Source organism: Sphingopyxis granuli NBRC 100800 (assembly GCF_001591045.1).
Taxonomy (GTDB): domain Bacteria; phylum Pseudomonadota; class Alphaproteobacteria; order Sphingomonadales; family Sphingomonadaceae; genus Sphingopyxis; species Sphingopyxis granuli.
The window spans coordinates 1-4,962 of the sequence record NZ_BCUA01000150.1; the positions used below are offsets into that span (position 1 = coordinate 1).

Annotated in this window: 5 protein-coding genes; 2 read left to right on the forward strand and 3 right to left on the reverse strand. The window is 66.5% G+C overall.

Annotated features, from left to right (window positions below; genetic code table 11):
- Nucleotides 1-22: 22 nt before the first annotated feature.
- Genes SGR02S_RS18925 through SGR02S_RS18935 form a run of 3 tightly spaced genes read right to left on the reverse strand, consistent with a single transcriptional unit; the run spans nt 23 to nt 2,399 of the window.
- A complete protein-coding gene (locus SGR02S_RS18925; RefSeq protein ID WP_067113738.1) occupies nt 23-883 on the reverse strand; it encodes a hypothetical protein in 861 nt (286 codons plus the stop codon).
- A gap of 10 nt (nt 884-893) precedes the next feature.
- Nucleotides 894-1,865, reverse strand: coding sequence for a diacylglycerol/lipid kinase family protein (locus tag SGR02S_RS18930; protein ID WP_067113740.1), 972 nt, complete (start codon nt 1,863-1,865; stop codon nt 894-896).
- Nucleotides 1,866-1,883: 18 nt separating this feature from the next.
- Nucleotides 1,884-2,399: a DUF2141 domain-containing protein gene (locus SGR02S_RS18935; RefSeq protein WP_076073954.1), complete on the reverse strand. Its 516-nt coding sequence runs from the start codon at nt 2,397-2,399 to the stop codon at nt 1,884-1,886.
- 145 nt (nt 2,400-2,544) lie between these two features.
- On the opposite strand from SGR02S_RS18935, the gene lptF reads away from it, so the two are divergent.
- Nucleotides 2,545-3,753: an LPS export ABC transporter permease LptF gene (gene lptF, locus SGR02S_RS18940; RefSeq protein WP_082737077.1), complete on the forward strand. Its 1,209-nt coding sequence runs from the start codon at nt 2,545-2,547 to the stop codon at nt 3,751-3,753.
- Nucleotides 3,753-4,850 (forward strand): LPS export ABC transporter permease LptG, encoded by a 1,098-nt coding sequence (gene lptG / locus SGR02S_RS18945; RefSeq protein WP_067113744.1) that lies wholly within the window; start codon nt 3,753-3,755, stop codon nt 4,848-4,850. Before lptF ends, lptG begins: the two co-directional genes overlap by 1 nt.
- Nucleotides 4,851-4,962 lie beyond the last annotated feature (112 nt).

Below are 4,962 nucleotides of genomic sequence, written 5' to 3' on the forward strand. Positions count from 1 at the left end.
TTCCAACTCATGTCATCATGTTCTAGCGGATCGCGCCGCTCCGCATCAGGCGCGGGACCAGCGTCAGCGCGGCGAGCAGCGGCCAGCGGCGCTGCCAGGGCTTGATCTCGATCTTCGTGCCCGCGTGGCGATTGATCTTCCACGCCAGATAGTCGATCCCGCCGGCATAGGTCAGGCTGGCCTTGGCGAGCCGCACGATGCTGAGCGCCTTGCCCTCGATGCGGCGGCGCGTCCAGCCGCCGCTCGGCGCACCCACCGGGATGGCCGCGGCGGCGGCCTCGCCGAAATCGCGGTAGCGGTCGGGATCGGCGTCGACCACCGACTGCGCGCGGCTCGCCCGCTCGGCACGCAGCTCGACCGAATAGGTGAGCGAAAAGGCGCGGCGCCACCAGTCGAGGATCGATTCGCCGCCGAGGCGTCCGGCCGCCGCGAGCAGCGTCGGCGCCGCGCGCGCCACCGCCGCCGCCGCCTTGTCGCGCGCGGTGTCGTCGACCGCCCAGACGAGCCGCGACGGCTGCGCGAAGCGCGCCCAGACCGACACGTTGCGCGTCTCCGGCCCGTTCAGCCGGTGGAAGTCGCTTTCGCTGAGCACCGCATATTTGGCCATCAGCCCGCCCGCCTGAAAGGGAAAGACGTTCGGCGGGATCAGGCGGTTGGCGAACGCCATCCAGCGTTTCGGATAGGCATCGCCATAGTCGGAGACGATCAGGTAGAAATCGAGCATCAGCCCGTCGAGCTGCGTCTCGCGCAGACAGCTCCCATAGAAGAGCACCGCGCGTGCGCTGCCCGGATATCGGGCCGCGATCGCCGCCGCCATCGCCGCGACGCGCGGATCGACGGGGAGCGCCAATTCTTCGCGGACGAGGCTGGCGATGTCGCGCACGGGCCGACGCTCAGGCTGCGAGACGCAGGAAGGGCACCGGCTGGGTCGAGGTCAGGATGATCGGCCGGCCGCCCGAGGTCTCGAAAATCTCGCCGTCGAGGATGACGTTCGAACGCTCGCCCTCGATATGGATTTCGTCGCCCTGCTGGAAATGCACGCCTTCGAGCGGCTTCTGCCCCAGCGTGCCGCGCCAGGCCGCGCCGAGCATGCGGAACAGCGCGCCGACGCTGCTGTCGGTCGCGAGCAGCTTCATATGGCCGTTGGTCCCATGGGCATCGCTGGTGCGGATGCTGAGCAGCAGCTTTTCCAGCGTCGTGATGATCAGCAGCGAGAATTTGCCCTTGAACTCGCCCTGGCGGACGAGCGAGACCGTCATCGGCTGCGGCTTGGGCGGCAGGCGTCCGCCGCCGATCCCGAGCACCATCGCGAACAGGCCGAGAATCGCCGCGAGCACGTGCGACAGCCCGTTCGGCAGGCCGAGCGGATAGATGCGGTTGCGGCAATAGAGCATGACATCGGCGAGATAGGCGCCGCCGAGGAACATGCCGAGCACCGGCCGCGCGCCGCCGCTGTCGAGCGCGATGAGCTGGCGTTCGATGACATGGTCCTCGAGCGATCCGGCCTCGACCAGTTCGACGACGCGCCGCAACGCCTTGATCGGGTCGCCCTCCGCGCCGAGGTCGAGCGCGATCAGGTTGGTCTTGCCGTTGGGCAGCACCGCGACGGGCGGCGGCGACCCGCCGAAATGACCGCCCGAATAAAGCTCGGTCAGCGCCGCCTGCACCGTGCCGTCGCCGCCGTTGATCGCGACGACGCGCGGCGAGACCATCGCGATGGTGCGGATCGCCTCGCCGATCTGGTCGACATGCTCGACCTCATAGTGAAAGATGTCGGGGTGCGCCGCGCAATATTCGCGCACGCGCGGCAACAGCGAACGGTTGCCCGTGGAGCGCGGATTGGAAAGAAGCGCGACGCTGGCCACTACCCCTCCATGCCTTTCCTAATCGACCGGTGCGAACGACAGGCCGCTGATATAGTTGAGCGTGACCGGCACGCGCTTGGTCGTGCCGCCGACCGCAAAGCTGACCGCCGCCAGCTTCGGCTTGCGCTTGAAGATGAAATCGGTGACCTTCATGTCGGGATTGCCCGACATGCCGCCGCCGTCGCTCTTGTCCGACTTGCCGTTGCCGTTGATGTCGTGGCGCACCGAGACGACGTAATTGCCCGGCGTCTTCACCGGCACGCAGACCTGCATGTTGCCCGACCGGGATACCGGGACATCGACCCGTTCCAGCCATTTGCGCTTTTCCAGATAGCTGCTGTCCGCATCGTAGATCTGGACGCGCAGCGTGCCGGTGTGCGCCTTGAAACCGCGCACGTCGACCAGCACCGCGGTCGCATTGCTGTTGCACAGATGCGCCGAGGGGCCCAGCGTCGCGCCCTGCGCGGCAACGGGCGCTGCCAGCGCTCCGACGGCGCCGGCGGCGAGCATCGCGGCGAAAAACATTTTCGACATGACCTCAATTCCTCCAGAGGCTATAACCATGCCGGCGTTCGCTTGCGCACGCGCTGAAGCACACGCTGGCATGGGTCCCTGTCGCCCTTGACTCGGCATATTGGAAACATTTGCGGCCAAATCATGGTGATGGGGCGACGAAAGCTTGAATAGACTACCCGCCATCGACCGCTACATCGCGCGGCTCATCTTCTTCCCCATGCTCGGAACGCTCGTCGTGTCGGCGATGCTGCTGGTGCTGGAAAAGATGCTGCGCCTGTTCGATTTCGTCGCGACCGAAGGGGGGCCGGTCAGCGTCGTCTGGCGCATGCTCGCCAATCTGATCCCCGAATATCTCTCGCTCGGCATTCCGATCGGGCTGATGCTCGGCATCCTCCTGGCTTTCCGGCGGCTTGCGACCACCAGCGAGCTCGACGTGCTGCGCGGCGTCGGCATGAGCTTCGGCCGGCTGATGCGCATGCCCTATGTCTTTGCCCTGGCGCTCGCGCTGATCAACCTCGCCATCGTCGGCTTCATCCAGCCCTATGCGCGCTATGCCTATGAAGGGCTGCAGTTCGAGCTGCGCTCGGGCGCGCTCGGCGCCTCGATCAAGGTCGGCGAGTTCACCAAGCTGGGCAGCCGCATGACGCTGCGCATCGAGGAAAGCTACAACGACGGCCGCAGCCTGCGCGGCATCTTCGTGCGCGGCGAGAACAAGGACGGACAGCGGGTATCGGCCACCGCGGCGCAGGGGCAGTTCCTCGCCACCGACGATCCCGACACGATCATCCTGCGGCTGACCAACGGGGTGCTGATCCACGAATCGCCGAAATTCTCCGTGCCGCGCGTGCTGAGCTTCGACAATCACGACCTGCCGATCCCGCTGCCCAAGATCGAGGCGTTCCGCACCCGCGGCGGCGCCGACCGCGAGCTGACCATCCCCGAGCTGTTCGTCGTCGGCAACGACAAGGCCGAACCGCTGAAGACCCGCCTCGAATCGCGCGCCAATTTCCATTTCCGGATCGTCGAGGTGGCGTCGATGTTCCTGATTCCGCTGCTCGCGGTCGCGCTGGCCATCCCACCGAAGCGATCGACCAGTTCGCTAGGGGTTTTCCTGTCGATCGTGCTGCTGGTGACGCAGCACAAGATCAACCAATATGCCGAGGATATGGGCGCGCGCGGGACGATCGATCCGATCATCGCGCTGTGGGTGCCCTTCCTGCTGTTCGCCGCGCTCGCGATCTGGATGTACTACACCCTCGCGCATGTGCCGGGCGGGCAGCCGATCGGCGCGCTCGAACGCGTCGCCGCGAAGGCGGGGCAGCGCATCCGCGGCCTTCTTCAGCTCTTCCAGCGCAAGCAGCGGCGCACCTGATGCATCAGCTTCATTTCTTCCCCTCGCGCACCATGGCGCTCTATGTCGGGCGCCTGTTTCTGGTGCGCAGCTTCGCGATCCTGTTCGCGCTGGTGCTGATCCTCCAGACGCTCGACCTGCTGGGGGAAAGCGGCAAGATACTGGCGGTCGCCGGCAACAGCGACAGCGACGTGTGGCGCTATGTCGGGCTGCGCTTTCCGCAGATCGTCGAAACCTTCCTGCCCTTTTCGGTGCTGCTCGGCACCATATTGACGCTCGCGACGCTCAACCAGAACAGCGAGGTGATCGCGATGAAGGCGTCCGGCATGTCGGCGCATCAGGTGCTCGCGCCGCTGTTCCTTGCCGCGCTGCTCGTCGCCGGGATCAGCTTCGCCTTCAACGAACGCATCGTCACCCGCGCGACCGCGGCGCTCAGCGCGTGGCAGAAGGTCGAATATGCGCAGATTCCGCCCGATACCGGCGTCCGCACCAACGTCTGGGTCCGCGCCGGCGACGACCTGATCAACGCCGAAACGGTCGAGACGAAGGGTGCCGCGGTGCTGCTCCGCAACGTCACCATCATCGAACGCAAGGGCGGCGTGCTGGCGTCGATGCTGTCGGCCGACAGCGGCCGCGCGGTCGCGGGCGGATGGGAATTCACCGGCGCGCGGCGCTTCATCCGCCGGTCGGGAACGGTCGAGCCGCTCGGCACCATCGTCGCCGCCAGGGGGGTGCGCCCCGACCAGTTCACGCTGGCGCAGGTCGATGGCGACGAACTGCCCTTCCTCGCGCTCAAGAGCGCGATCGACGACCTGGAGGTCGCGGGGCGGCCGGTCGACGCGCTGAAAGGCGTGCTGTGGCACAAGATTTCGGGGCCGCTGTCGGCGATATTGATGCCATTGCTCGGCGCCGTCGCGGCGTTCGGCCTCGCGCGGTCGGGCAAGCTGTTCGTGCGCGCGATCCTGGGCATGGCGCTGGGCTTCGCCTATTTCGTCGCCGACAATTTCGCGCTCGCGATGGGCGATCTGGGCGCCTATCCGCCGTTCCTCGCGGCGTGGGGGCCGTTCATCCTGTTCGCGCTGATCGGCGAGATGATCCTGATCCGGACCGAAGAATAGGATCGGCTGACCGGCTACAACCGGGAAACCGACCTATCCCGCATCGTCACCCCGGACTTGATCGGGATATATAGCCTTCAGGCAAGTAGGGAGTTGTTCCCCGGCGAAAGCC

Excerpts from the sequence above, each read along its gene's own strand:
- lptG (WP_067113744.1), top strand. The coding sequence starts at position 3,753 with ATGCATCAGCTTCATTTCTTCCCCTCGCGCACCATGGCGCTCTATGTC.
- SGR02S_RS18935 (WP_076073954.1), bottom strand. The coding sequence starts at position 2,399 with ATGTCGAAAATGTTTTTCGCCGCGATGCTCGCCGCCGGCGCCGTCGGA.